This window comes from Lysinibacillus sp. FSL K6-0232 (genome assembly GCF_038008325.1).
GTDB lineage: Bacteria > Bacillota > Bacilli > Bacillales_A > Planococcaceae > Lysinibacillus.
On record NZ_JBBOYW010000001.1, the window covers coordinates 591,519 to 614,012 of the forward strand.

General features: G+C 38.4%; 23 protein-coding genes and 1 pseudogene. 23 read left to right on the forward strand and 1 reads right to left on the reverse strand.

The features are described from left to right. Positions 1 to 39: 39 nt before the first annotated feature. Entirely contained in the window at positions 40 to 1,632 is a 1,593-nt protein-coding gene (locus MHB42_RS02760) for a CTP synthase (RefSeq protein ID WP_340804258.1), read from the forward strand. Positions 1,633 to 1,725: 93 nt separating this feature from the next. Here MHB42_RS02760 and MHB42_RS02765 read toward each other — a convergent pair whose 3' ends face one another. Then, complete coding sequence (locus tag MHB42_RS02765) at positions 1,726 to 2,256, reverse strand: DUF2529 family protein (RefSeq protein ID WP_340804259.1); 531 nt, start codon at positions 2,254 to 2,256, stop codon at positions 1,726 to 1,728. Between the two features lie 162 nt (positions 2,257 to 2,418). Between MHB42_RS02765 and MHB42_RS02770 the strand changes: the two genes are divergently transcribed. From MHB42_RS02770 to glyA, 22 genes and pseudogenes are all read left to right on the forward strand, one after another. Next, positions 2,419 to 2,778, forward strand: coding sequence for a response regulator (locus tag MHB42_RS02770; protein WP_340804260.1), 360 nt, complete (start codon positions 2,419 to 2,421; stop codon positions 2,776 to 2,778). A gap of 332 nt (positions 2,779 to 3,110) precedes the next feature. Next, on the forward strand, positions 3,111 to 3,965 hold the full coding sequence (locus MHB42_RS02775) for a class II fructose-bisphosphate aldolase (RefSeq protein ID WP_340804261.1): 855 nt from the start codon (positions 3,111 to 3,113) through the stop codon (positions 3,963 to 3,965). A gap of 147 nt (positions 3,966 to 4,112) precedes the next feature. Beyond that, positions 4,113 to 4,763, forward strand: a complete 651-nt coding sequence (gene fsa, locus MHB42_RS02780; protein ID WP_340804262.1) for a fructose-6-phosphate aldolase — start codon at positions 4,113 to 4,115, stop codon at positions 4,761 to 4,763. Between the two features lie 61 nt (positions 4,764 to 4,824). Continuing rightward, the gene (locus tag MHB42_RS02785; RefSeq protein WP_340804263.1) at positions 4,825 to 6,111 is read left to right on the forward strand and encodes a UDP-N-acetylglucosamine 1-carboxyvinyltransferase; all 1,287 of its coding nucleotides are present in this window, start codon (positions 4,825 to 4,827) and stop codon (positions 6,109 to 6,111) included. 94 nt (positions 6,112 to 6,205) lie between these two features. Then, positions 6,206 to 7,162 carry a class II fructose-bisphosphatase gene (gene glpX / locus MHB42_RS02790; RefSeq protein ID WP_053993411.1) on the forward strand — a complete coding sequence of 319 codons (957 nt, stop codon included), beginning with the start codon at positions 6,206 to 6,208 and terminating at the stop codon, positions 7,160 to 7,162. A gap of 419 nt (positions 7,163 to 7,581) precedes the next feature. Continuing rightward, the gene (gene rho, locus MHB42_RS02795; protein WP_340804264.1) at positions 7,582 to 8,865 is read left to right on the forward strand and encodes a transcription termination factor Rho; all 1,284 of its coding nucleotides are present in this window, start codon (positions 7,582 to 7,584) and stop codon (positions 8,863 to 8,865) included. A 117-nt stretch (positions 8,866 to 8,982) separates the two neighbouring features. Further along, positions 8,983 to 9,192, forward strand: coding sequence for a hypothetical protein (locus MHB42_RS02800; RefSeq protein WP_340804265.1), 210 nt, complete (start codon positions 8,983 to 8,985; stop codon positions 9,190 to 9,192). Between the two features lie 174 nt (positions 9,193 to 9,366). Next, positions 9,367 to 9,594: a hypothetical protein gene (locus MHB42_RS02805; protein WP_340804266.1), complete on the forward strand. Its 228-nt coding sequence runs from the start codon at positions 9,367 to 9,369 to the stop codon at positions 9,592 to 9,594. A 96-nt stretch (positions 9,595 to 9,690) separates the two neighbouring features. Continuing rightward, a complete protein-coding gene (locus MHB42_RS02810) occupies positions 9,691 to 11,415 on the forward strand; it encodes an ABC transporter ATP-binding protein (RefSeq protein WP_340804267.1) in 1,725 nt (574 codons plus the stop codon). A 20-nt stretch (positions 11,416 to 11,435) separates the two neighbouring features. Then, positions 11,436 to 11,561 (forward strand): annotated as a pseudogene (locus MHB42_RS02815) (ABC transporter ATP-binding protein); the annotation flags it as partial. A 247-nt stretch (positions 11,562 to 11,808) separates the two neighbouring features. After that, positions 11,809 to 12,012, forward strand: a complete 204-nt coding sequence (gene rpmE, locus MHB42_RS02820; RefSeq protein ID WP_340804268.1) for a 50S ribosomal protein L31 — start codon at positions 11,809 to 11,811, stop codon at positions 12,010 to 12,012. A gap of 108 nt (positions 12,013 to 12,120) precedes the next feature. Further along, positions 12,121 to 12,693: a thymidine kinase gene (locus MHB42_RS02825; protein ID WP_340804269.1), complete on the forward strand. Its 573-nt coding sequence runs from the start codon at positions 12,121 to 12,123 to the stop codon at positions 12,691 to 12,693. 131 nt (positions 12,694 to 12,824) lie between these two features. Further along, positions 12,825 to 13,901: a peptide chain release factor 1 gene (gene prfA / locus MHB42_RS02830; protein ID WP_340804271.1), complete on the forward strand. Its 1,077-nt coding sequence runs from the start codon at positions 12,825 to 12,827 to the stop codon at positions 13,899 to 13,901. Then, positions 13,888 to 14,748 (forward strand): peptide chain release factor N(5)-glutamine methyltransferase, encoded by an 861-nt coding sequence (gene prmC / locus MHB42_RS02835; protein WP_340804273.1) that lies wholly within the window; start codon positions 13,888 to 13,890, stop codon positions 14,746 to 14,748. The genes prfA and prmC overlap by 14 nt, the downstream gene beginning before the upstream one ends. A gap of 44 nt (positions 14,749 to 14,792) precedes the next feature. Continuing rightward, complete coding sequence (locus MHB42_RS02840) at positions 14,793 to 15,383, forward strand: stage II sporulation protein R (protein WP_340804274.1); 591 nt, start codon at positions 14,793 to 14,795, stop codon at positions 15,381 to 15,383. A gap of 101 nt (positions 15,384 to 15,484) precedes the next feature. Further along, positions 15,485 to 16,519, forward strand: coding sequence for an L-threonylcarbamoyladenylate synthase (locus MHB42_RS02845; protein WP_340808514.1), 1,035 nt, complete (start codon positions 15,485 to 15,487; stop codon positions 16,517 to 16,519). 819 nt (positions 16,520 to 17,338) lie between these two features. Further along, on the forward strand, positions 17,339 to 17,836 hold the full coding sequence (locus MHB42_RS02850) for a manganese efflux pump MntP (protein WP_340804275.1): 498 nt from the start codon (positions 17,339 to 17,341) through the stop codon (positions 17,834 to 17,836). A 24-nt stretch (positions 17,837 to 17,860) separates the two neighbouring features. After that, entirely contained in the window at positions 17,861 to 18,301 is a 441-nt protein-coding gene (locus tag MHB42_RS02855) for a low molecular weight protein arginine phosphatase (RefSeq protein WP_340804276.1), read from the forward strand. 8 nt (positions 18,302 to 18,309) lie between these two features. Then, positions 18,310 to 19,593 carry a methyl-accepting chemotaxis protein gene (locus tag MHB42_RS02860; RefSeq protein WP_340804277.1) on the forward strand — a complete coding sequence of 428 codons (1,284 nt, stop codon included), beginning with the start codon at positions 18,310 to 18,312 and terminating at the stop codon, positions 19,591 to 19,593. Between the two features lie 425 nt (positions 19,594 to 20,018). Next, a complete protein-coding gene (rpiB, locus tag MHB42_RS02865) occupies positions 20,019 to 20,456 on the forward strand; it encodes a ribose 5-phosphate isomerase B (RefSeq protein WP_340804278.1) in 438 nt (145 codons plus the stop codon). 26 nt (positions 20,457 to 20,482) lie between these two features. Further along, on the forward strand, positions 20,483 to 21,025 hold the full coding sequence (locus MHB42_RS02870) for a TIGR01440 family protein (protein WP_340804280.1): 543 nt from the start codon (positions 20,483 to 20,485) through the stop codon (positions 21,023 to 21,025). Positions 21,026 to 21,081: 56 nt separating this feature from the next. Beyond that, the gene (gene glyA, locus MHB42_RS02875) at positions 21,082 to 22,323 is read left to right on the forward strand and encodes a serine hydroxymethyltransferase (protein WP_340804281.1); all 1,242 of its coding nucleotides are present in this window, start codon (positions 21,082 to 21,084) and stop codon (positions 22,321 to 22,323) included. Positions 22,324 to 22,494: the final 171 nt, after the last annotated feature.

The following is a 22,494-nucleotide window of genomic DNA, read 5'->3' on the forward strand; positions in this document are numbered from 1 at the left end:
GAACTAGCAATTTTAGTACATCATAAGGAGGAATTTTTCATGACGAAGTATATTTTTGTAACAGGTGGAGTTGTATCATCACTTGGAAAAGGGATTGTTGCAGCATCCCTAGGTCGATTATTAAAAAATCGTGGTTTAGAAGTTACGATTCAAAAATTTGATCCATATATCAATATTGACCCAGGTACAATGAGCCCTTATCAACATGGTGAGGTTTTTGTGACAGATGATGGTGCAGAGGCTGACTTAGACTTAGGGCACTATGAACGTTTTATTGATATTAACCTAGGAAAGCATTCTACAGTAACTTCAGGCCGAGTTTACCAATCTGTATTACAGAAAGAGCGTCGTGGTGATTACAATGGTGGAACAGTACAAGTTATTCCTCATATTACAAACGAAATTAAAGATCGTATCCAACGTGCAGGTCGTGAAACAAATGCAGATGTAGTAATTACAGAGGTTGGCGGAACAGTAGGGGATATCGAATCATTGCCATTCCTTGAAGCCATTCGTCAAATGAAAACAAGCTTAGGGCATGATAATGTCATGTATATCCACTGTACATTAATTCCTTATATTAAAGCTGCTGGTGAATTAAAAACAAAACCAACACAACATTCTGTGAAAGAATTACGCTCTCTAGGCATTCAACCAAATATTATTGTTGTGCGTACAGAGCAAGAAGTACCACAGGATATGAAGGAAAAATTAGCTTTATTCTGTGATGTGCAACCACATGAAATTATTGAATCTCGCGATGCGGAGCATTTATATGAAGTGCCATTAAACCTACATGCACAAGATATTGATGATATTGTGCTAGATCATTTTGGTATTGAAGCACCAGAGGCAGATATGGAAGAATGGCGCGACCTTGTAGAAAAAGTGAAAAATCTACCAAATAAAAGAAAAATAGCGTTAGTAGGGAAATATGTGGAACTACAAGATGCTTATATTTCAGTTGTAGAGGCATTAAAGCATGCAGGTTATGCATTTAATTCGGATATTGATATTGAATGGATTAATGCAGAGCATGTAGAAGCGGACAATGTAGCGAGCCTATTAAAAGGCGTTGATGCTATTTTAGTACCAGGTGGCTTTGGTGATCGTGGTGTTGAAGGGAAAATTTTAGCGATCCAATATGCGCGTGAAAACAATGTACCTTTCCTAGGTATTTGCCTAGGCATGCAGCTAGCAACAGTAGAGTTTGCTCGTAATGTTCTTGGCTTAAAAGGTGCGCATTCTACAGAGCTTGATGCAGATACAGAGTATCCAATTATCGACTTTTTACCAGATCAAAATGATAATGTAGATATTGGTGGTACATTACGCTTAGGATTATATCCATGTAAATTAAAAGATGGCTCTAAAGCAAGCAAAGCTTATGGCAAAGAGCTTGTATATGAGCGCCACCGTCACCGCTATGAATTTAACAACGAGTACCGTGAGGCAATGGAAGCAGCAGGACTTGTCTTCTCAGGAACAAGCCCTGATGGAAAATTAGTGGAAATTATTGAGCTGCCTGATAATGAATTCTTTGTAGCCTGCCAATTCCACCCAGAGCTAGTATCACGTCCAAACCGTCCACAACCATTGTTCCGCGACTTTATTGGAGCAACATTTAAATAAACAATAAATAACAAAACCCAAACTATTACGAAACACTAAATGGCTGTTTCATACAAATAGTTTGGGTTTTTCTTTACTAGAAATTCTGTTATTCTACAGCTCTTCCTCATCAAATTCCAGCATTTCATCATAGGCTATTTTTATTGCTTCGTACACAAAAAGACCAGCAAGCGCATGTGGTACAACAATTCGCTGTCCAGCATCGTTTGGCAATAAACCACCTTTAACACGTGTAGAAATATACGTATAAGCTAAATCTGCCAGCGGATTGTCGGCATTTGCCACTTCACTAGCAATAGCCGCAAATGGAATAAAGCGCTGATGTAATTCTTCCGCTAAGGCTAATGCTTCTATGTTATATGCACTACGGGTAAAAATACAAACACGATCTGCCTCCGTTAAAACCGTATCTGCTGTCCAAGGAACCAATTTATGGAATGGCTCAACTGCTTGCAAGGCATTTAGCTCAATCGTTTGCATTTCACCAAAGCAAGCGAAATAGACATGTCCTTCACCAATGGCTGCTTGTGCAAGGAGCCTTGCTGTTTCCTCAATGGCATCTTCTTCATTTTGCGTAATTCGTTGTAGTAAACCACTTAATTGTGTTGTTAAAATTTTTGACATGTTCCCACCTCTCTCCATATTATAGAGGTGGACAAGATAGAAAGCAAAAGCAGATAATTTACAATATTAGAAGGTATTACGCGGAAAAAGGCGAATAATTAATAATGAAGAAAATTTTTATGAAACAATAAAATAAAAAAGGGTGGAATGGAATGATGGAATGTGAAAAGATTATTAATTGTCGATGATCAGCAGGGGATTCGGTTGCTATTAAATGAAGTATTGAAAAAGGAAGGCTATACGACATATTTAGCAGCTAATGGACCAGAGGCATTAAAGTTTGCCAGTGAGCAAGAGATGGATTGTGTGTTATTAGATATGAAAATACCGGGAATGGATGGTATTGAAATTTTAAGACGTTTAAAAGAGAAATGGCCAAAGCTTCCAGTATTTATGATGACAGCATATGGTGAGCTAGATGTTGTACAAGAAGCTTTAAAGCTAGGAGCAATTCGTTACTTTACAAAGCCTTTTGATATTTTTGAAGTGCGTGATGAGGTTAATAAAACATTACAAGTTTAACTAACGGGCGGTGTAGCTACACGGCCTGTTTTTATTTTAGTTATTTTGTGCGTATTTAGCTCAGAGCCGCGTGTATTAGCATGGACTCCGCGGGTATCTACTCTTAAATCACGTGTATTTCCTTAGATCATAGCAAAAATAATAGCCCCTGCTTTTCAGGGGCAAGAGAGCCTATGTTGCGTTTCACTTCACTTCGGTGGACACTGACGCTTCGTTTCACTGCGCTTTCGTGTAGAAAATAATAGCCCCTGCTTTTCAGGGGCTATTATTTTTGCTATGATTGAGGAGCATATTTATGTAGAAAGAATAGTCCTATAAGGAGGATTTTTAGTATGGCATTAGTATCTATGAAAGAGATGTTAATTAAAGCAAAAGCAGAAGGTTACGCTGTTGGTCAATTCAACATTAACAACCTTGAATGGACGCAAGCAATTTTACAGGCAGCAGAAGAAGAAAAATCACCAGTGATTCTTGGTGTTTCAGAAGGCGCAGGCAAATATATGGGCGGCTTTATCGCTGTCGTTCATATGGTAAAAGGTTTAATGGAATCTTATGGTACTACAGTTCCTGTAGCGATTCATCTTGATCATGGTTCTAGCTTTGCAAAATGTAAAGAAGCAATTGATGCAGGCTTTACCTCTGTTATGATTGACGCATCACATCATCCATTTGACGAAAATGTCAAAATTACTTCGGAAGTAGTAGAGTACGCACATGCTAAAGGTGTTTCCGTTGAGGCAGAATTAGGAACAGTTGGTGGCGATGAAGACGGTGTTATTGGCGGTATTATTTATGCTGATCCAGAGGAGTGCCGTAAAATGGTTGAGCTCACAGATATCGATTGCTTAGCACCAGCGCTTGGTTCTGTACATGGTCCTTACAAAGGTGAGCCAAACCTAGGCTTTAAGGAAATGGAGGAAATTTCTAAGTTAGCAGACCTTCCGCTTGTTTTACATGGTGGTACAGGTATTCCAACAAAGGATATCCAACGCTCCATTTCATTAGGTACAGCTAAAATTAACGTCAATACTGAAAATCAAATTGAAGCAACAAAAGTAATTCGTGAAATTCTTGACAATGATAAAGTTGTTTATGACCCTCGTAAATTCCTTGGGCCAGCACGTGAAGCGATTAAAGCAACAGTTATTGGTAAAATCCGCGAATTTGGTAGTGCACAAAAAGCATAATTTTTGCATTTCATATATGGAAAAAGTATAGATAAATACACATAATAAGAGAAGTGTTGATGCTATCAATCGACCTTCTCTTGTTTTTGAAATCATGAATTTTGGCAAAGACTAAATATAATTAAGGAATGATCAGGAGGAAATAGTATGAAATTTTTCATTGATACAGCAAACTTTGAAGAGATTAAAGAGGCACATGCATGGGGTATTTTATCAGGAGTGACAACAAACCCATCATTAGTTGCTAAAGAAGAGAATGTTTCTTTCCATGATCGTCTTCGTGAAATCGCGGAGCTTGTTGACGGCTCTGTAAGTGGAGAAGTGATTGCACTTGATGCAGAAGGTATGATTAAAGAAGGCTTGGAATTAGCTGCAATTGCGCCAAATATTACAGTAAAGCTACCAATGACACCAGCAGGATTAGAGGCTTGTCGCTTCTTTGCCAACAAAGGCATTAAAACAAACGTAACATTAATCTTTAGTGCCAACCAAGCATTAATGGCTGCGCGTGCAGGTGCTACATATGTGTCACCATTTATCGGCCGTTTAGATGATATTGGTCAAAATGGTGTTGAGCTCATCGAAACAATTGCAGATATTTTTACAATCCATAATATCGATACGCAAATTATTGCTGCCTCTGTTCGCCATCCACAGCATGTTACAGCAGCAGCTTTAGCGGGCGCACATATTTCAACGACTCCATTTAAAGTATTAAAGCAACTTTTCACCCATCCATTAACGGAAAAAGGAATTGAAGGATTTTTAGCGGATTGGAATAAGAGAAAAAGCGAATAATAAGATTATAAAGTGAGCCAATCGCAAAAAACTACTTTCCAATCATGAGGGAGAACGCAAAATGGATGTTTATAAAATTACTGGCGAGAATCGTCTACAAGGTACAATTAAAGTTAGTGGTGCAAAAAATAGTGCAGTCGCCTTAATTCCTGCATCAATTTTGGCGAACTCTCCAGTGACTATTGGAGGGATACCTGAAATTTCAGATGCTTGGACGTTAAAGGCTTTATTAGAGGAAATTGGTGGGGAAGTGACGTTTGAAGATGGCAAGATGACCATTGATCCAACAGAGATGATTGCATTGCCATTACCAAACGGCAACGTGAAAAAGCTGCGTGCCTCTTATTATTTAATGGGCGCTATGCTTGGACGCTTTAAAAAAGCTGTAATTGGCTTGCCCGGAGGCTGCTTTTTAGGACCTCGACCAATTGACCAACATATTAAAGGCTTTGAGGCATTGGGTGCGAAAATTACCAATGAGCATGGAGCCATTTATTTACGCGCGGATGAATTGATTGGGGCAAAAATTTATTTAGATGTTGCAAGTGTTGGAGCAACGATTAATATTATGCTAGCTGCTGTTCTTGCGAAAGGACGTACTGTTATTGAAAATGCGGCTAAGGAACCTGAAATTATTGATGTTGCAACTTTACTAACAAATATGGGAGCTAATATTAAAGGTGCAGGTACAAGTGTTATCCGTATTGAAGGTGTAGAAGAGCTACATGGTACAGCACATACAATTATTCCAGATCGCATTGAAGCAGCAACATTTTTAATTATGGCTGCAGCAGTCGGTGATGGGATTACCATCGATAATGTCATTCCACTGCATTTAGAAGCGATTATTGCCAAGCTTCGCGAAATGGGTGTAAAAATTGAGATTGGTGAAGAAAGTATTTATGTGCCAAAAACCGATCTCGCAACATTGCAGGCAGTGGATGTCAAAACATTGGTCTATCCAGGGTTTCCAACGGATATTCAGCAACCGCTTGCTGTGTTAATGTCACAGGCATTTGGTTCCTCAAAAGTAACGGATACAATTTATACAGCTCGATTTAAACATATTGACGAGCTTCGTCGTATGAATGCTAATGCTCGTGTAGAAGGCAATACAGCAATTATTAAAGGCCCAAGTAAATTGCATGGCTCTACAGTCACTGCTACAGACCTTCGTGCTGGAGCTGCTTTAGTTTTAGCAGGGTTACTAGCAGAAGGCGAAACAGAAATCCATGATATTTACCATATTGAACGCGGTTATAGCTCACTTATTGAAAAATTACGTGATTTGGGCGCTGATATTCGACGTGAAACAATCATGGCACGCGTAGCAGAAGCAAAAGAATAATGAGAGCTAAAAGTTTTCATCTAACTATGTTACAATAGAGGTAATTTGAATGTTTCGGCGCAAAAAGCTGCCGATAGCGGGAGGCAAAGCAACAATGGAACGTAGTTTATCGATGGAAGTAGTACGAGTAACAGAAGCAGCAGCAATCGCATCCGGGAAATGGATGGGACGTGGCTTGAAAATTGAAGCAGATGATGCAGCAACAACAGCGATGCGCAAAATGTTCGATACAATTCCAATGCATGCTACAGTAGTAATTGGTGAAGGTGAAATGGATGAGGCACCAATGCTTTATATTGGTGAAGAACTTGGCTTACGCAATGGTGGTCCGCAAGTAGATATTGCCGTGGACCCGTTAGAAGGTACAAATATTGTCGCAAAAGGTACAAATGGTGCAATGACAGTTCTTGCAATTGCAGATAAAGGAAACTTACTGAATGCACCAGATATGTATATGGAGAAAATTGCTGTAGGACCAGAAGCGGCGGGCAAAGTAGATATCAATGCTTCTGTCACTTATAACTTATTACAAGTAGCAAAAGCTAAAAATAAAGATATTTCTGATGTTGTAGCTACGCTATTAGATCGACCACGTCACCAAGCGATTGTGGATGAAATTCGTGAGGCTGGTGCACGTATTAAATTTATTCAAGATGGCGATGTTGGCGCAGCGATTAATACCGCTTTTGATGAAACAGGCATTGATATTATGTTTGGAACAGGTGGAGCACCAGAGGGCGTTATTGCAGCAGTAGCCTTAAAATGCTTAGGTGGAGATTTCCAAGCAAAACTAGTACCAGAAGATGAGGAACAATTAGCACGCTGCACAAAGATGGGTGTAGATGTTGAGAAAGTTCTTTATTTAGATGATTTAGTAAAAGGTGACGATGCTATTTTTGCAGCAACGGCTGTAACAGATTGTGAGCTATTAAAGGGTGTTCAATATAAAGGTGCATATGCATTAACACATTCAGTTGTTATGCGTGCAAAATCTGGCACAGTACGTTTTGTTGAAGGCCGTCATGCTCTTGAGAAAAAACCTAGCTATTAATGATATTTTCTTCTAAAATATACCTAGTGCATCTACTTGCGCTAGGTACCTTCTTTCTTACAATCAATTATGTCTTGGCGTAATTGTACCTGTCGCGAATGCTTTCAGCACATAAAGCATCTGCTGCTGGCGCTTCGCTTTCACGCAGATAAACAATGTGTCCAGATTTTTTCGAATTCACTCGAAAAGCTCCTCTTCAAAATCTGTGACATGATCTTGATTCAACGGGCGTTTCTATACCCACCGAACTAAGATAAACCATCCCATAGTTTTGTAGGGCTTTGTTTCAATGGTTTATGGTTGTGAAGAGTGCCTATAGTTTGAAACAACCAGACAAGCATTAACAGAGTCATTGTAAAAAACTTCAATGATAACCCCAAAAACGGCATTATATTTTGAAAAAGACTGGAGTTGTGCATATGTCTGCATTGACAATCGCTCAATTAGAAAACATGACGTTAAAAGAGCTTTACGCCCTTGCACGCCAATACAAAATTTCATATTATAGCAAGCTAACGAAAAAAGAATTAATATTTGCTATTTTGAAAACGCGTTCAGAGCAAGAGGGCTACTTCTTTATGGAAGGTGTATTAGAAATTGTTTCGCAAGAGGGCTTTGGCTTCCTTCGACCAATTAACTATTCTCCAAGTAAAGAGGATATTTATATTTCTGCATCTCAAATTCGCCGCTTTGACCTGCGTAATGGGGACAAGGTATCAGGAAAGGTGCGACCACCAAAAGAAAATGAGCGCTATTATGGCTTATTACAGGTGGATGCTGTCAATGGCGAAGACCCTGAAGTAGCAAAGGAGCGTGTCCATTTTCCTGCGTTAACGCCTCTATATCCAAATCGTCAAATTAAGCTTGAAACAACACAGCGTAATGTATCGACACGTATTATGGATTTAGTTGCGCCTGTAGGCTTTGGTCAACGTGGCTTAATCGTTGCTCCGCCAAAGGCAGGGAAAACATCTTTGCTAAAAGAAATTGCAAATGCTATTACAACAAATCATCCAGAGGCAGAGTTAATTGTCTTACTGATCGATGAGCGTCCTGAGGAAGTAACAGATATTGAACGTTCTGTGAATGCAGATGTCGTTAGCTCAACATTCGATGAAGTGCCAGAAAACCATGTGAAAGTGGCTGAAATTGTTTTAGAGCGCGCACGTCGATTAGTAGAGCATAAACGTGATGTTATTATTTTAATGGACTCTATTACACGTTTAGCACGTGCCTATAACCTAGTAATTCCTCCAAGTGGACGTACATTATCAGGTGGTATTGACCCTGCTGCTTTCCATAGACCTAAACGTTTCTTCGGTTCTGCGCGTAATATCGAAGAGGGCGGTAGTTTAACAATTTTAGCAACAGCTTTAGTAGATACAGGTTCTCGTATGGATGAAGTAATCTATGAGGAATTTAAAGGGACAGGCAATTTAGAATTACATTTAGATCGTCACTTAGCGGAGCGCCGTATTTTCCCTGCGCTTGATATTCGTCGTTCAGGTACACGTAAGGAAGAGCTTCTTCTTGCACCAGAGCAACTTGAAAAGCTATGGGCGATTCGCAAAACCTTTTCAGATGCACCAGATTTTGCAGAGCGTTTCCTGAAAAAGTTACGCACTACAAAATCGAATGATGAATTCTTCGAAAAGCTAAATGAAGATATGAAAAAGGCAACAAAAGGTAAAGGACTTTTATAGCATAAAGATCACCATTGATAAGAAATTATCGATGGTGATTTTTTTATCGCTTATTGAAATTGATAATCATTATCACTATAATAATGCTATATACAGCTATTTTTAAAGGAGATAAAGATGAAATATGATGCCTATATGCTTCTCTGGCAAAATGCATTTGTGCAGGTAAAGCATATTGATTACATAAATAAGTCAGATGTTCAAGTGTCAAAGCTATTGACATATAGCACCTTGCTAATTATTACTACAGGAGAAGTACAAATTGTAATTGATAAGCAGCCTTACTATGTACAACGCTTTACAATTTTTCATATCGGCAAATCATAGTATCTTCAAATAACAGCACAGCAGCATGTTAGATACTTTCTTATTAGCTATAAGGGTGATGTGATGTATCAGAATGCCCTTATATAGCATTTGCAAATGTAATACCAGCCATTCCAAACAACGTTCTCCTGTGCTCCAGCAAGTTCTATAGCTATTCAGACAATTCTGCGAGATATGTATAGCAAATGGCAGTCAGGCTCTATTCAAGAGCATTTATCTGTGAAGGCCTTTTTATATGAGTTAATTTATCGGCTATTTCAAGAGCTAGCCGAAGGGCAAGGAAAACCTCATGCAATAGATAAGGCAGAGGCAGCGCGCTTATATATTGAGCAACATCTTCATCAACCATTATCTATACAAGCACTTGCAGATATGCTTCATATAAGTACACGTCATTTATAGCGTACTTTTAAAGCCAGACCACAAGTTTAGTTGCAGCAATTAAGGATAGAAAAAGCAAACCATTATTTACTGGGATTATGAATAGGAGGCTACATTATGCTATTACAGCGTTTTTTTTCATACTACAAGCCATATAAAGGCTTATTTATTTTAGATTTTAGCTGTGCCATATTAGTGGCATTAATTGAGCTAGCATTCCCGATTGTTTTAAATAAAGTGATTGATGATATTTTACCAGATGGTGAATTAAAGTGGATTATTATGGCGAGCTTATTGCTATTTGCCTTATATATTGTTAATTCTATTTTCCATTTTATCGTTTCCTATTGGGGGCATATGCTAGGAATTAATATTGAAACAGATATGAGAAAAGAAGCCTTTAGTCATGTACAGAAGCTATCATTTCGCTACTTTGACAACAATAAAACAGGGCATCTTGTTTCTCGTTTAACTAATGACTTAATGGATATCGGTGAACTAGCTCACCATGGTCCAGAGGATATTTTTATTGCTGCCATGACGATTATCGGTACATTTGGAGTTATGTTCTATATTGATCCAACCTTTACACTTCTTATTTTCCTCCTTGTACCAATTATTTTAGTGCTAACAATTATTTTTGGAAAATTAATGTCTAAGGCTTTTCGCCAAATGTTTGGAGATATTGCCGATTTTAATGCGCGTGTTGAAAATAATGTCAGTGGTATTCGTGTTGTCCAAGCCTTTACAAATGAAGAACATGAGATTAAACGCTTTAAAGTTAACAACGAACGATTTCGAATGACAAAGCTTTTTTCTTATAAGGTGATGGCATGGAATGAAGCCGTTTCAGGTATTCTGACAAAGGTTTTATCATTATTTACACTTTTTGTTGGAGCTTATTTTGTATTAAATGGGCATTTAACAAATGGTGATTTTATTGCCTTTATTTTGCTAGCGGGTATTCTCTTAGGCCCTATTAATAAAATTAATATGTTTATTGAAAGTTATCCAAAAGGTATGGCAGGGTTTAGACGCTATATTGAATTTTTAGAAACGGAGCCCGAAATTGCCGACCGTCCTAATGCAAAAGCTATTGATGAAATCGATGGGGCCATTACATTTACAAATGTTTCATTTGGCTATACAGACAATCAACGTGCCCTTCATCAAATACATTTAAAGGTGCAGCCAGGTGAAACAGTTGCGCTAGTAGGACCGTCTGGAGCAGGGAAATCGACTATTTGCAGTTTATTGCCACGCTTTTATGAAGTAAATGAAGGCTCGATTAAAATTGACGGTATCGATATACGCGATTTTAAGCTACAATCTTTACGTTCACATATTGGTATTGTTCAGCAAGATGTCTTTTTATTTGACGGAACAATTCGTGAAAATATTGCCTATGGTAATTTAAACGCTAGTGAAGAGGAAATTTGGTATGCTGCACAGCGTGCACAACTAACGGATGTGATTCATGCACTTCCAGAAGGAATGGATACATTGATTGGTGAGCGCGGAGTGAAGTTATCAGGTGGGCAGAAGCAAAGATTATCCATAGCGCGTATTTTCTTAAAAAACCCGAAAATTTTAATTTTAGATGAGGCAACATCTGCACTTGATACAGAAACAGAGCAGGCCATTCAACAAGCGTTAAATGAGCTTTCGATTGGTCGGACAACACTAGTGATTGCCCATCGTTTAGCAACAATTAAGGATGCCGATCGAATTGTCGTTGTATCGAAAAAAGGCATTATCGAGGAAGGTACACATACACAGCTAATGGAAAGACAAAATGCTTACTATGGTTTATATACAGCTCAATTTGGCTTACAAATATAAAAAATGAAAGGAAGTTAAAAATGTCGGTACTTGAAATAGAGCACGTTGCAATTGGTTATTCCTCAACGCTAATTGTGAATGATTTAAGCGTAGAGATTCCTGAAGGGCAAATTTCTACGATTATTGGTCCAAATGGTTGTGGTAAATAGACGTTATTAAAAGCGGTTGACAGATACAATTACGTTGGGGCGTAATTGATATGCTAGCTATTTAATATTTTTTACTTGAAAAGATCAAAATACTTATGCTATACTTCATAGGTATGCAACGTGTACATATATAGCTGACATTCCACTTTCAATATAAATTATTGATCGACATATTCGGGCTATGTAAGGTACAGTTCGAGAATACTCTGTTCCAGATGGTTCAGGGCGAGAGGAGAAAACGAATATGAAACAAGGAATTCATCCAGACTACAAAGTAGCAACAGTAACTTGCTCTTGTGGTAACACTTTCCAAACTGGTTCAGTAAAAGAAAACATCGTTGTTGAGTTCTGCAACGAATGTCACCCATTCTATACTGGCCGTCAAAAATTCGCGTCTGCTGATGGTCGCGTGGATCGTTTCAACAAAAAATACGGTCTTAAAAACTAATGTTAGTTTAATACCTGCCAAGCATGTGCTTGGCAGGTATTTTTTTCAGTATATAGAAAATAGTCTTTTCAAAATCTAATGTGATAATAAGAAAGGGAGAAGACATAGATGGCACAGCTTTATTTTAAACATGGTGCAATGAATAGTGGTAAATCAATAGAAATCTTAAAAGTTGCTCATAATTATGAAGAGCAAAAAAAGCCTGTAATGATGTTTACTTCAGGTTTAGATACTCGTGATGAGGTTGGCTTTGTTTCTAGTCGAGTAGGCTTACGACAGCAAGCGATTCCTGTTTATGAAGATACAAATATTTTTGAGCTAGTAAAGAGCAATGCTGTAAAGCCATACTGTGTGCTTGTGGATGAAGTTCAATTTTTAAAAAAGGCACATGTTTTACAGCTTGCAAATATTGTGGATCAATTAGATATTCCGGTGATGGGCTTTGGTTTAAAAAATGATTTTCAAAATGAGCTGTTTGAAGGCAGTCAGTATATGCTTACATATGCGGATAAAATTGAAGAAATGAAAACCATTTGCTGGTTTTGCCATAAAAAAGCAACAATGAATTTACGAGTAGATGAAAGCGGTAAGCCTGTTTATACAGGAGATCAAATTCAAATCGGTGGCAATGATGCTTATTATCCAGTTTGTCGTAAATGTCACGCAAATCCGCCGCTCTAATGCATTGCTAAAGATAGCAAGAAAAAGTAGCATCCATGCAAAATTTTTCTTATACTAAGTAGTGGAAATAGCAATGTTCGTTAATTGTGAAAAAGAAGAAATGCTTAAAAAACTAAATAGAGGTGAAATCCATGTTTGATCGATTACAAGCAGTGGAAGATCGTTATGAAAGGCTAACAGAGCTTTTAAGTGATCCAGATATTGTGAACGATAGTAAGAAATTACGTGAGTATTCAAAAGAACAATCAGATATCCAAGAAACAGTGGATACTTATCGTGAATATAAAAGTGTCAAAGAGCAATTAGCAGATGCACGTGAAATGTTAGATAGCGAAAAAGACCCTGATATGCACGAAATGGTGAAAGAAGAATTTAACCTATTAAAAGCACAGCAGGAAGAATTAGAAGAACGTTTACGTATTTTGTTAATTCCAAAAGACCCGAACGATAATAAAAACGTTATTATGGAAATCCGTGGGGCAGCAGGTGGCGACGAGGCTAATATTTTTGCAGGTGACTTGTTCCGTATGTATTCTCGCTATGCAGAGGCACAGGGCTGGAAAATTGATATTATGGAAGCAACGCCAAACCCAATGGGCGGCTATAAAGAAATTATTTTTATGATTAATGGACAGGGAGCCTATTCAAAATTCAAATTTGAAAATGGCGCGCATCGTGTACAACGTGTGCCTGCCACAGAATCGCAAGGTCGTATCCATACGTCCACAGCGACTGTTGCATGTTTACCAGAGGTAGAGGAAGTGGATGTTGAAATCCATGAAAAGGATATTCGTGTGGATACATTTGCATCTTCTGGTGCAGGTGGGCAATCAGTAAATACAACGATGTCAGCCGTTCGTATGACCCACTTACCAACAGGTGTTGTGGTATCGATGCAGGATGAACGTTCACAAATTAAAAACCGTGAAAAGGCGATGAAAATTTTACGTGCCCGTGTTGCAGATATGTATATGCAGGAAGCACAAAAAGAAATTGATGCTACACGTAAGTCTGCTGTTGGTTCTGGAGATCGCTCTGAACGTATTCGCACATACAATTATCCACAAAACCGTGTAACGGATCATCGTATTGGTTTAACAATTCAAAAGTTAGATCAAATCGTTGAAGGTAGATTAGATGAAATTATTGATGCACTTATTTTAGAAGAACAGGCATCAAAGTTAGAGCGTTTAAATGATGACCTATAAAAATGTGATGGAGGCCCTTGACTGGGCTTCTTCTTTTTTAGTGGATAATGGTCGTGAAGAAACAGCAGCACGTATCGTGATGCAACATGTACTTGGTACTAGCTATGCAGAGGTAATGTTGCATGTACAAGATGAATTAACAGCAGAGCAGCAAACGAAATTTACAGCAATCATAAAGGAGCATGCAGATGGTCGCCCTGTACAATATTGTGTAGGGATGGAGGAGTTTTATGGTCGTTCTTTTGTCGTAGATGAATCGGTTTTAATTCCTCGCCCGGAAACAGAGGAATTGGTATTTGGCACGATTACTCGTATGAATAAGTTATTTCAGCAGCAAGCGTTGAAGCTAGCGGATATTGGTACAGGTAGTGGCGCGATCGCGATTTCAATGAAGTTGGAATGCCCAGCTCTTACAGTTGTTGCTACTGATTTATCAGAGGCTGCATTAGTAACAGCACAAAACAATGCACAAAGATTACAGGCAAATATTGATTTTCGATTAGGCGATTTAACAACACCGCTTGCTGGGGAGAAATTTGATATTGTGTTATCAAATCCTCCATATATCGCCTTTGATGAGGCACAGGAAATGTCCAGTGTTGTTTTAGAGCATGAGCCACATAGTGCGCTGTTTGCTGAAGAGGATGGTCTTCTATTATATCGGAAATTAGCCGAGCAATTACCTGCGCATATGAATAGACCTGCACTTATTGGGCTAGAAATCGGTTATACACAAGGGGACAAAGTAGCCAAACTCTTTCAAGATAGTTTTCCACAAGCTACAATTTCCATAGAAAAAGATATTAATGGTAAACCTCGTATGATTTTTTGTGAGATTCATGTATAAAGAATCCTAAACTTGCCAACAATGTTGAGCAAGGAGGGATTTTTATGTTAAACGAATATAAGATTACAAGATTACCAAAACAGCATATCTTTTTAGCCTTTGCTAGACTTGTAGTGATTGCCATTACATTACAATTATGTATTTTATATATTCCAACAATTATCGGCTATGCAAAGGAAGCTACACAGCAAGTACAAGAAGAGGATTTTCGGATACGTGTTATTGCGAATAGTAATACAGCGCAAGACCAACAAGAAAAAGAGCAGCTTGTGAAAAAGTTAAAGCCCTATTTTACGCAAGTTACTACTGCTGGCATAATTGAAAACGAGCAAATTCTGTTATTAAAACAACAAATTGAAACGGAATTAAGCAGAAATTATCCACAGGTGGATACACAAGTTGTACTTGGGGATAACGTATTCCCACCAAAAAGACAAGGTGCTGTATTATATCCGCAAAATGTCTATCATTCTATTGTTGTAAAAATCGGTGATGCACGTGGAGATAACTGGTGGTGCAGCATTTTTCCAGCTATTTGTGAGCCTGAAAAAGAAGAAGTAAAAGAGGAAGAGCAGGAAGAATCAGAGCGTGTAACATTCTTTATTTGGGAATGGATTAAAGGACTTTTTGAATGAATTGTGCACAAATTCAGATAACTTATACACAATTTTTTCTAAGTTATAAACAATATGTGGATAATTCAGTAAAAACGAATAATTGAAGGAAGGTTTTAATGATGAAAACCGTTTGTAAAGTTGTGGATAGTAATGTGAATAGTCAGACTAATTATACACAAGCTGTGGATATCTTACATGCAGGAGAAGTAGTGGCATTTCCTACAGAAACGGTTTATGGTTTAGGAGCTATTGCTACAAATGATTCAGCAGTGAAAAAAATATTCGAAGCGAAGGGGCGTCCTTCAGATAATCCTTTAATTGTCCATATTGGTACAAAAGAAGAGGTGACGCTTTATGTAACTCATATTTCTGAAGTAGCGAAGCAATGTATGGAGTTATTTTGGCCAGGTCCGTTAACACTGATTATGCCTGTAAAACCGAATGTACTGGCTCGAAGTGTAACAGCTGGCTTATCAACAGTCGGGATACGGATGCCCAATCATCCTGTTGCACTAGCATTATTACAGCAGCTTCAACAACCACTTGCTGCGCCAAGTGCTAATCGTAGCGGTAAGCCAAGCCCCACTGAAGCGGTTCATGTAAAAGATGATTTGGATGGATACATACCTTATATTTTAGATGGAGGCTCTACTGGAATCGGGCTTGAGTCCACAGTATTGGATGTAACACAGGAGCCTCCAGTTATTTTACGTCCAGGCGGCATTACAAAAGAAATGTTGGAGGCTAACATAGGTCCTGTTATACAGCCAACTAAATTAGAGCAAAAGCTTGAGGAAACACCAAAGGCTCCAGGCATGAAATATACACATTATGCACCAAATGCTCCTGTCCTGTTAATTGACTGTGATAAAAATGTGGTGAGTAATGCTGTTCAGCACTTGCAGCGTGAGGGACATATCGTTGCATTACTTGCCCCTGCTAGCTTTCACACGGTCAATGTGGATTTTTACTTTTCGGTAGGGGAAGCAGGAAGTCAAGAAGAAATGGGTGCTACATTATACAATGCACTACGAGCATGTGATAAAACAACTGCGACCATTATATTAGCCACAGCAACTTCAACTGAAGGCGTAGGGGCAGCTATTATGAATAGGCTCGATAAAGCTGCTGGCGGGAAATGGTATTCACACTAATTGTCAAAGCTGATACGGCAAAAGATGTATGGAAACATCTTTTGTCGTTTTTTGTTGAGATGAAAGAATAGAAGGCGCTTGAGTTAATTTTATAATTCTAATTTCTTTCGTATCAAGGGTTCTGCAACAATAAAAAAGCGAGCATCTTCCCAAATTCAATATAATGGTAGCGACCAAACTAAATCGTACTGAATGAGGTGATGCCCTATGACGATTGTAAAGAAAATGAACTTATTTGACATTCGAAAATTATTAGAAATAGGAAGTTCCTGTCATTTTGATGCCATTTTTCTACTTTCGACGTACAGTCAATTTTTTAGCTATTTTCAAAAAAGACGTTACGCGGTGCGCCACGTGAATTAAATTACGGTACGATAATCTAGTTGCTCTTGACTTGTATTATCGAACGCATTCCAATCAGTCAGGATTTCTGTATTTCGCAATTGAAATGTGAGTCATATCGCAATCGAAATTTTAGAACATTCTGGTGGGCAAGATTATCGATATAGCAAGTTTATGGGTAGGCTTTACATGGAGCCCCAGCGGGTATAATTCGCGCTTAAAACGCATAGCCACAAGGATTTAACACCTAAACAAGGGTAACATGCTGCCACTCCAAATAAAGCCGAGGCGTGCATCTGAAAAAGTCACATAGGTTTAAGTAGCTCACTATTGGGTTGCGATATACAGATTTCGTTACACGTTTGGTCAACGATTCGTGCTTTTGGAAAATATGATTTATGAAATTGATTCACTTATGATAATAATGTATTTCCAAGCATAAAATGATAAAATATTAGGGAGCGAAGGAGTGCGTTCTTGCAGGGAATTCTTGCAGGCATATTAACGTCTGTTGATGTAATCGGTCTATATGTTTTGCTGCCAAATGTTAAATATCGCTTATTGTTAGCACTTTGGACGGCTGCATTGCATATGCTGTTCCCGCTATTAGGGTTTGAATTAGGGAACTATTTAGTTCGTTTCCTATTAGAATGGGGACAATGGATTTCGAGTATTTTATTATTTTGTATTGGGATGCATTTACTATTATTTTCTCATAGGGATGAAAAAGTAACAATTTCACCAATACTTTTAGCTGTGACTGCAAGCCTAGATACCTTTTCAGTAAGTGTTTCTTTTGGTATGCTAAACTTAGAAAAAACAATTTTTATTATTAGTGCAGGTATAAGTGCTCTTATTTGTGCTTATGGGTCATTAGTAATAGCTCGAAGAAGCCAAGTCTTTTTTGGCAATAAAATTCAAATAATGGCTGGTATTGTCTTTATTATTATGAGCATTCTAGCTATACAACAATAGATTAGACAGTGGAGAGTGATAAGTGTGAAAATATTATTTGTTTGTACAGGCAATACTTGTCGCAGTCCAATGGCGGAAGTTATTTTAAAACATAAACAGGTGGACAATATCGAAGTGCGCTCAGCAGGTATTTATGCTATGCCAAATGCACAAATGTCAGCATATGCACAGCAGGTATTAGAGGAAGCGCAAATGTCACATCAACATTTGGCAACTCAATTATCAAATGACGAAATAGAATGGGCAGACTTAATCTTAACAATGACGACCACCCATAAAGACACTATTATTTCTAGTTATCCACAAATAGAACATAAAGTATTTACATTAAAAGAATATACAAGTGAAGGTAGCCTAGAAAATGTAGTAGACCCTTATGGAGGCAGCAAAGTAATATACGAAGCAACATTTGAAGAACTAAAGGCACTGATTGATCGATTAATACAAAAACTAGAAAAGAATTGAGGGGCACTATGAAAAAACAATTTGGTTTACGTCTTAAATTGGTGTTGTTTGTTAGCGTTCTTGCGTTAATTACCTACAGTATTAGCTTTATCTACATTGAATTTATACACCCTACTTTCTTCCCTGATACAAATCGAAAATTATTTGAAGTTATTACCTATGTGCTAGGTATAATCTGGTCGGGTATATTAGCTGCTATTTTTAGTATTATTTTAGTGAAACCTTTACAGCGACTTGAACATTCTGCAACTCTTGTAGCTGAAGGGAAAATTGGGCAGGATGTACAAATGCCAAAAACAAATGATGAGATTCGTTCTGTTGCAGAAGCATTCCAACAAATGGTACTCAACTTACGTCAAATGGTAGAAAGCATCGACCATAATTTCCAACAAACAAATCAATCCATTATTCAGCTTTCAGATGAAGCAGAGGTTGCAACCAAAAAGGCTGAGGGTATTGTGTCAACAGTCAAGCATATTTCTACAGGAGCAGAAGCATCGGCAACAGCTGTCCAAGATACTGCTGAAGCGATGGAAGATGTACGAGCTCTAGCAACAGAAGTAAATAGTAGAGCAGAGGCTTCAGCATCGCAATCGAAAGAGATTTTACATAATTTATCAACAACAACAAAAGCGATTGAAACATTAGTGAACAGTATTCAGCAAATTGCTGCTGGCAATAATGAGGCATTGAAAAGCATTCATGCACTAGAGGAAAATGCAGGTCAGGTAGAACGTATTATTGGCTTAGTTGGTGATATTGCTGCACAAACGAATTTATTAGCATTAAATGCGTCCATAGAAGCAGCCCGTGCAGGAGAGCATGGCAAAGGCTTTGCGGTAGTAGCAGAGGAGGTTCGTGGTCTGGCTGATGAGAGTGCCAAGGCTGTCCAAGGTATTACAGCACTTATCCAATCTATGCAGCAAAATGTTGAAGTGGTGGTCAAACAAATGAATCAGCAGGTTGCATTTGCCACACAGGAGGCAGCGCGTGTGTCGGAAACAACAACAGCAGTCGAAGGTATGTCATCCAATGTACATGAAATGGCAACAGCGATTGTTGAAATTTCTTCTTTAATTGAACAGCAAATGCAAAATATTGAAACAACAGCTCGACAATCTCAAGAAGTTGCAGCAATTGCTGAGGAAACATCAGCAGGAGCACAGGAGGTTCGCAGTGCAGCAGAAGAGCAAGCATACGCAATCGAGCAAGTAGAGCACCTTACTCAAAGCTTAAAAGCACAATCAGAAGCATTGCACAAAATGATTCAGCAATTTGATAGACAAGCATAATTCCCACAGGCTATATATAAATGTGATAATCAATCATATTTTATATATAGCCTTTTTATCTTTGTTCAGCAAATTCTTTTTGGATCGAAAGCGAAGTGTCAGATGCTTTATGTACCGAAAGCATTCGCAACAGGTACAATTACGCTGGGGCGTAATTGCTGACAAACGATTGTCCACTGTAGTGAAAAAATAAAAAAACTACAGAAGATAGAATATTACAACAAAAGACCATTATCCGAATTTATACACAAAAATATACACATTATCCACAGAAAAAGACTTTAAAAATGAATGATAATTTGTTAACATACAATTAATGTTCGTCTTTTAGGGGAAATCAGCATAAAAATACAAGAAAAATCATGTTATTCTTTAGAAAGAAGTGGTACACTAAGGGTGACTATAATTCGAAAAGAGGGAACCCAGTGAGAATAGCAATTTCTTCTGATCACGGAGGCAATAACTTACGTCGTGAGATTATGCAGCTATTAGATGAGCTTCATATTAGCTACGAAGATTTTGGTCCACAATCTGCGGATTCAGTAGACTATCCTGATTATGCAAAGCCTGTTTCTGAGGGTGTTGCGAATGGAAAATTTGATAAAGGTATTTTAATTTGTGGCACAGGAATTGGTATGTCCATTGCTGCTAACAAAGTAAAGGGTATTCGTTGTGCATTAGTGCATGATGTATTTAGTGCAAAGGCAACACGTTGCCATAATGATTCAAATGTTTTAGCGATGGGTGAGCGTGTTATCGGTCCAGGCCTTGCGCGTGAAATTGTCCAAGCATGGTTAGCAACAGAATTTGAAGGTGGTCGTCATACACGCCGCATTGAGAAAATTACTGAACTAGAGCAATAAATGAATAGATGAAGGAGCTGAGATAAATGGTTGTCCAACAAATAAGAGAGCATTTGACTCAGTTACTCAGTGAATTTGAAGAGCAGACAACACTACGACCTCATACAATTTTTGTCGTAGGATGCTCCACATCTGAAGTAATTGGTCAGAAAATTGGCACAGCAGGCGCATTGGAAATAGCTGAAGCCATTTTCGAGCCGTTACAAAAATTTGCCGAAAAACACCAGCTCTATTTAGCCTTTCAAGGGTGCGAACATATTAATCGTGCGATTACAATGGAGGCATCAACTGCTGAACGATTTGGCTATGATTTAGTAGCTGTTGTGCCAGTACGAACAGCAGGTGGGTCCATGTCCGCCTATGCCTATACACAATTTGCCCAACCAGTAGTTGTTGAAGCAATACAGGCACATGCAGGTATCGATATTGGACAAACATTAATTGGCATGCATTTAAAATCGGTGGCTGTTCCAGTTCGTACATCTGTGAAAATGGTGGGAGAGGCAGTTGTCACAATTGCAACAACACGTCCAAAGCTAATTGGCGGAGAACGTGCAGTATATAAATAATTATCACTATCATAGTGATAAATAGAAACAATGATACTTAGGAGGCTTTTTCAAACATGGCATACGAAAAATTAGCAGTACAAGACAAAGCAGTATTAGACGGAATTCTTGCAGAGCAAAAACGTCAACAAGCAAATATTGAATTGATTGCATCTGAAAACTTTGTATCCGAAGCAGTAATGGAAGCGCAAGGCTCAGTGCTGACAAATAAATACGCTGAAGGCTATCCAAGTAAACGCTACTATGGTGGCTGTGAATTTGTAGACGTAGTAGAAAATATTGCACGTGACCGTGTGAAAGAAATCTTTGGTGCAGAATATGCAAACGTACAACCACACTCTGGTGCACAAGCAAATATGGCTGTTTACCATACAATTTTAGAGCCTGGTGATACTGTTCTTGGTATGAACCTTTCACATGGCGGTCACTTAACACATGGCTCTCCTGTAAACTTCTCTGGTATTCTCTATAATTTTGTGGAATACGGCGTGACAAAGGATACACAAGTCATTGACTATGAGGATGTACGCCAAAAAGCATTAGAACATAAACCAAAGCTTATTGTTGCAGGTGCTTCTGCATACCCACGTGAAATTGATTTCTCCAAATTCCGTGAAATCGCTGATGAAGTAGGCGCGTACTTCATGGTGGATATGGCGCATATCGCTGGTCTTGTAGCTGCTGGTGAACATCAATCACCAGTGCCATATGCAGATTTTGTAACATCTACAACACATAAAACATTACGTGGTCCACGTGGTGGTTTAATTCTTGCTTCAAAAGAATGGGAGCAAAAGCTAAATAAATCTGTATTCCCTGGTATTCAAGGTGGACCATTAATGCACGTAATCGCTGCGAAGGCAGTAGCATTTGGTGAAGCATTACAGCCAGAATTTAAAGACTATGCAAAGCAAATTATTGCGAATGCTAAAGCTTTAGCAGAAGTGCTAATTGCTGAAGGTGTGGAAATTGTATCTGGTGGTACAGATAACCATCTATTATTGTTAAATGTGAAATCTCTTGGTTTAACAGGTAAAGTAGCAGAGCATGCACTTGATGAAGTAGGAATTACAACAAATAAAAATACAATTCCATATGATACTGAATCACCATTTGTAACATCTGGTATTCGTATTGGTACACCTGCCGTTACCTCTCGTGGCTTTAAAGAAGAGGATATGAAGGAAGTTGGTGCGATTATTGCAGCAGTTCTGAAAAATCCTGAAGACGAGGCAGTAAAAGCAGAAGCAAAAGAGCGTGTGAAAGCATTAACAGATAAACATCCACTATACGCATAATCAAACGATAAAGCTGTGTTTAAAGTGAAAACTTCCTTTAAACACAGCTTTTTTATCATTTTCCGACAGAAGACGCCCACTTCAAGGAATGTGTAGGGCGTAGCCGAATGCGTAGGTGGGCGATGAATGGCGGTTGGTGATAGCCAAAGCTACCCCCTTTCGGTTAAAATA

Bases quoted from the DNA above. Each gene is read 5' to 3' on its own strand.
- MHB42_RS02760 (WP_340804258.1), top strand. From the start codon at position 40: ATGACGAAGTATATTTTTGTAACAGGTGGAGTTGTATCATCACTTGGA.
- glpX (WP_053993411.1), top strand. From the start codon at position 6,206: ATGGAACGTAGTTTATCGATGGAAGTAGTACGAGTAACAGAAGCAGCA.
- glyA (WP_340804281.1), top strand. From the start codon at position 21,082: ATGGCATACGAAAAATTAGCAGTACAAGACAAAGCAGTATTAGACGGA.
- MHB42_RS02860 (WP_340804277.1), top strand. From the start codon at position 18,310: ATGAAAAAACAATTTGGTTTACGTCTTAAATTGGTGTTGTTTGTTAGC.
- MHB42_RS02870 (WP_340804280.1), top strand. From the start codon at position 20,483: ATGGTTGTCCAACAAATAAGAGAGCATTTGACTCAGTTACTCAGTGAA.
- fsa (WP_340804262.1), top strand. From the start codon at position 4,113: ATGAAATTTTTCATTGATACAGCAAACTTTGAAGAGATTAAAGAGGCA.
- MHB42_RS02840 (WP_340804274.1), top strand. From the start codon at position 14,793: ATGTTAAACGAATATAAGATTACAAGATTACCAAAACAGCATATCTTT.
- rpmE (WP_340804268.1), top strand. From the start codon at position 11,809: ATGAAACAAGGAATTCATCCAGACTACAAAGTAGCAACAGTAACTTGC.
- MHB42_RS02800 (WP_340804265.1), top strand. From the start codon at position 8,983: ATGAAATATGATGCCTATATGCTTCTCTGGCAAAATGCATTTGTGCAG.
- MHB42_RS02805 (WP_340804266.1), top strand. From the start codon at position 9,367: ATGTATAGCAAATGGCAGTCAGGCTCTATTCAAGAGCATTTATCTGTG.
- MHB42_RS02825 (WP_340804269.1), top strand. From the start codon at position 12,121: ATGGCACAGCTTTATTTTAAACATGGTGCAATGAATAGTGGTAAATCA.
- MHB42_RS02775 (WP_340804261.1), top strand. From the start codon at position 3,111: ATGGCATTAGTATCTATGAAAGAGATGTTAATTAAAGCAAAAGCAGAA.
- MHB42_RS02810 (WP_340804267.1), top strand. From the start codon at position 9,691: ATGCTATTACAGCGTTTTTTTTCATACTACAAGCCATATAAAGGCTTA.
- MHB42_RS02845 (WP_340808514.1), top strand. From the start codon at position 15,485: ATGAAAACCGTTTGTAAAGTTGTGGATAGTAATGTGAATAGTCAGACT.
- prmC (WP_340804273.1), top strand. From the start codon at position 13,888: ATGATGACCTATAAAAATGTGATGGAGGCCCTTGACTGGGCTTCTTCT.
- MHB42_RS02765 (WP_340804259.1), bottom strand. From the start codon at position 2,256: ATGTCAAAAATTTTAACAACACAATTAAGTGGTTTACTACAACGAATT.
- prfA (WP_340804271.1), top strand. From the start codon at position 12,825: ATGTTTGATCGATTACAAGCAGTGGAAGATCGTTATGAAAGGCTAACA.
- MHB42_RS02785 (WP_340804263.1), top strand. From the start codon at position 4,825: ATGGATGTTTATAAAATTACTGGCGAGAATCGTCTACAAGGTACAATT.
- rho (WP_340804264.1), top strand. From the start codon at position 7,582: ATGTCTGCATTGACAATCGCTCAATTAGAAAACATGACGTTAAAAGAG.